The organism is Parendozoicomonas verongulae, from assembly GCF_009711465.1.
Taxonomy (GTDB): domain Bacteria; phylum Pseudomonadota; class Gammaproteobacteria; order Pseudomonadales; family Endozoicomonadaceae; genus Sansalvadorimonas; species Sansalvadorimonas verongulae.
This window is the reverse complement of sequence record NZ_SMME01000673.1, coordinates 1-3544: the sequence shown is the minus strand read 5'-3', so window position 1 is coordinate 3544 and position 3544 is coordinate 1. Positions and strand designations below refer to the sequence as shown.

At 46.5% G+C, this 3544-nt stretch carries 2 protein-coding genes; one reads left to right on the top strand and one right to left on the bottom strand.

Going from position 1 to position 3544, the window contains the following annotated elements; genetic code table 11:
* Positions 1–155 precede the first annotated feature (155 nt).
* The gene (locus E1189_RS02650) at positions 156–1964 is read left to right on the top strand and encodes a hypothetical protein (RefSeq protein ID WP_155158510.1); all 1809 of its coding nucleotides are present in this window, start codon (positions 156–158) and stop codon (positions 1962–1964) included.
* A gap of 210 nt (positions 1965–2174) precedes the next feature.
* On the opposite strand, the gene E1189_RS02645 is transcribed toward E1189_RS02650, so the two are convergent.
* Positions 2175–3544, bottom strand: a 1370-nt coding sequence (locus E1189_RS02645) for an SLC13 family permease (protein ID WP_230460070.1), incomplete at its 5' end; no start/stop codon positions are given.

Sequence of the window (3544 nt, the reverse complement as noted above, 5' to 3'; positions counted from 1 at the left end):
CCAGTGGTCCAGTTTTTGGGGTCCACTATAGCCAGCGTCTTTTTCCACTCTTGACGCGTCACAACTCTGGTCACGTAGCAGGCAAGACTCGCAGAACCCTGCTATTACTTGCCCCCCCGGTACCAATAACAGAGATCTATGGAGGAAGTTAAAGCATGCCGTTACCGAGAGTCAGTTTTTTATTCTTCACTTTGTCTATTACTATCCTGACACTTTTCCCAGTATTTACAGCCAAAGCTGCCCGACTCACAGAAATTTTTAATGAGCTCAATATTGAAGAAACAGTAACCGAAAAGGAATTTGTTGCAGCTATGGATAGAAAGGTGCGGGAAGTACTCACTCCGTCTCCCATAAACTATGAAGAACTAGGTGCCAGAGTCGACATACTGGTCCGTTTAGGTTTCGAGCAGGAAAAGCTACTTCCCCTTGTTTTTCAAAAAACCAGGGAGGAAAACCAATGGTTCAACCCTTGGGTGAGAGACAACCTATGGGATTTCAACAATATTATTGCCCAAGATTTTATTCCTACCGCTAAGGCCTCTTTTGAAGAGGTCAGGCAGCCTTATACTGATGATGATTTACCTAGCATGTATTCCTGCTGGGACTCAATCCAGGAGTTACTCCACGAAATGCAAGAATTTCTTGCAGGGAATGTCGACAGAATATTAAATGAAACCGTCGAAGATTTGGGTTACAACATTGATAACATGCGCAAACGCTATGGTGTTACCAGTATTTTAAGCAAACACATTACAGACCACTTCCCCAAACTAAAAGACAATGAAGATGTATTAAAACTTTACGCCGACATAGTTACCGTGATGTGGGCCGATATATGTATGTTTGCCCATTTGGAAGATGTAACACCCCATTCACAATCCGTTAAGGAAGCCCCTCCGCTACTAGAGTGGCGAACAGCTCAGTTTACTCCTCCAAGTGGCGAAGATGATGATGATGAAGATGAGTACCCCAAAAAGAAAAAGAGAAAGAAAAACAGCCAGGGCAAGACAATAAAACCTGCGTTAAGTGGTAACTCAGAGAAACCAAAGCGAAAAATAAATGGCGAGGGGAAGAGTGAAGAAAAAAAACCTGAAGACTGTCAGATAGTCAAGCAAACTCCTCCCCCATCAAGAAGAAAAATAATCAAGATAGCAGCTCCAACAGCACCTTCGCCTTCCTCTCCCGCAACCACACAACGGGCAGGAAGTACCACACAACGGGCAGGAGGTACCACACGCCCGATGGGAGACGTCAGACAAGTGGTAGAAGAGATCGGACAACTGGCTGAATATACCACACAATTGACAGATCACATGCCACAACTAACAGGAGGTATCAGACAAATGAGAGCGAGTATCATACAACTGAGAACAGATACCGAACAACTGAGAGCAGATACCGCACAACTGAAAGAGGCTACCACAGAACTTACAAGTAAAGTCGACCTGCAAACCACCGTTTCTAAAGCTGTACAGCAAGATATTTCACAATTAAAGGAAATAACACAAGAACTTAACCATTCGCTTCTTGATTTTATTGCTAAGCAGAACCACCCAACCACCCCCCCAGCAACAGTGATTCAGCAAGCACCAGCTTCAAGAAGTGAGGGGGCAGAAATCGGCATGTCAGAAGAAGACCCTTACCCCCTTCTTCTCTTTCCTGGCGATATCATGCACCAATCAGAAGGAGGGAACTCATTCATCATGAGGCATCCATCAGTCTTCACTCAAGTAGTTGACATAAAGGAACTCATGCAAAGCAATGAGCAATTAGCCAGGATGAGTCACATTGTTGCCGTACGACCTCCTGCACACATAATTCCCAAAAACTTGCACCCTATTCCTACTATGCCTCAGCCCTACCCGAGGCTCCCCACACCTCACACTGGTTTCCCAACAATTATGGCAATGCAGAGCTCAACAGGCAGCCAGCTCATTCCGATGCCGGGGCCTTCCAAGCGTTAACCCGCTTGGGTTTAGCGACTTTCATATATGGGGGCAAACCTCTGTAGCCAACCCATAAATCCAGCCATATCAACGCATATGGCTGGGCAGTTATGAGTCTTGCGGAACCCATGGTGCTAATCTAGGACACCCACTGATTACAGGCTCACTATAGGCTGCAATCAATGGGTGTCCTTTTTTGTTTTCTCCTTTTTTGTTTTCTTTTTTGTTTTAGAAATAACCGATAGATCCCAGAGAGATCACGGTTATAAGAACCAGAATCAGTCCGATAACACTGATGAACTTGCCGGTCTTAAAGAAGTCGCCAGTTGTTACCATGCCAGTTGCATGGGCCAGAGCGTTAGGCGGTGTACTGATGGGCAGCGCCATAGCTGTTGAGGCCGACAGGCCCACACCAATAACAATCAGGCTCAACCCTCCAAACTCTTCCACGCCAGTCATTGCACTTCCAATAGAAACAGCAATCGGCATAAGCAAATTTGTGGTCGCAGTGTTAGACATAAAAGTAGACATCACCATAGCCAGAACAGAAAGCACAATCAGCACTGGCAGAGCGCCCAGGGTCCCCATAGGCAGAGTATGAACAACCTGCTCCGCTAAACCACTGGTAGACAGTCCGTAACCCAGAGCAATACCGCCGGCAATCAGCCAGAGCACAGCCCAGTTAATACGACTGATATCCACAGCATCAATTATGCCCGTCATGGAGAACACCACCACCGGTAGCAAGGCAACCACGTAAGAATTCATACCATGGAAACCAGATGTCATCCAAAGGACAAGAGTCAGAACAGTAGTAGCGTAAACAATATAAGCCTTAAGAGACTGCTCAAAAGTAGAGTTAATTTCCACTTTAATCGTCTTTACACGGGCTGGATAAATTTTCTGAAGCACAATCCAACTGATCAGAATGAGCACACAGGCCAGCGGAATAGCGAACAGCATCCAGCCGCCAAAGCTGAGGCTGTGCTCGCCAACAAGATAGCGAAACGCAATGGCATTAGGGGGGGTACCGATAGGCGTACCTATGCCACCCAGGTTCGCGGCAACAGGTACCCCCATAACCATGGCCTTAGCCGCAGGGTCCCCTTCTTCAAGGTTTTTCATCAAAGGAGCTAGAATCGCAAGCATCATCGCTGTTGTAGCCGTATTACTCATAAACATGGAGAACACAGCAGTAATCACCATCAGCCCCAGTAAAACCAGAGAATAATTGCTGCCAATGGGCTTCAGGAGGACTCGCGCCACATTAATATCAAGCTTGTATTTTGAGGCAGCAGACGCAATAAAGAAGCCCCCCATAAACAAGATAATAATGGGCGAAGCAAAGCTTCCAAGAACATGCTCATAGTCAAACAGCATGTCTGCAGGAACACCGGCACGCAGAGGAAAAGGCGCATTATTGGAAACAGTTCCTGCAAGCAAGCCAATAATTAGCAGGGAAGTTGCGTAGGCAGGTACAAGCTCCGTAGTCCACAAAAGAGTGGCCAGAACAAACAGAGCCAGCACACGCTGTCCAACAACTGTAATCCCATCAATAGGAATAACACCAGCAAATCCCGAGGGTTTGATTTCCGCCA